Here is a 530-nt window from a genome sequence, read left to right on the forward strand (position 1 = left end):
TAGACAAGCAAAACTATTGAATCAAATAGCCAAAGTTGGCTATAACTCAACAAAAAAATCTTATTTTTATGGTCTTAAAATTCATATGATCGTTACTAAGACTGGCTTTCCGATTACTTACTCAATCGCGAATCCAGGTGTCCCTGACGTGAAAGTGTTAGAGACTTTATCGGAAGAAGCGAATCTTCCCAATATCCTAGGGGACAAAGGATATATTAGCCATAAAATCCATGAAAAGCTTGCCCTTAAGGGCATTACTATATCCGTTCCGCCACGTAAAAACATGGATAAATCAGAAAAACTAGACCACAGCTTACTTGGAAAACAAAGAAAAACAGTTGAGACTGTTTTTTCTTCCTTAGAAAAATTAGGTTGTCAAAATTTCAACTCACGTTCTGTTAAAGGGCTAGAGAGTAGATTTGAAAGCATATTACTGGCTTACAGTGTTCTATTAAGTCGAGCACAACGACGTTTTGAAGGAACTTTGAGATATTCTTTAGGATATTAAAATTAACTAGCACCACGGGTTA

Annotated in this window: 1 pseudogene; it reads left to right on the top strand. The window is 35.8% G+C overall.

Going from position 1 to position 530, the window contains the following annotated elements:
* Positions 1-508, top strand: a pseudogene (locus tag OZ002_RS13300) (IS982-like element ISEfm1 family transposase); the annotation flags it as partial.
* Between the last annotated feature and the right edge of the window lie 22 nt (positions 509-530).

Source organism: Enterococcus sp. E4-150, assembly GCF_035726465.1.
GTDB lineage: Bacteria > Bacillota > Bacilli > Lactobacillales > Enterococcaceae > Enterococcus_B > Enterococcus_B faecium.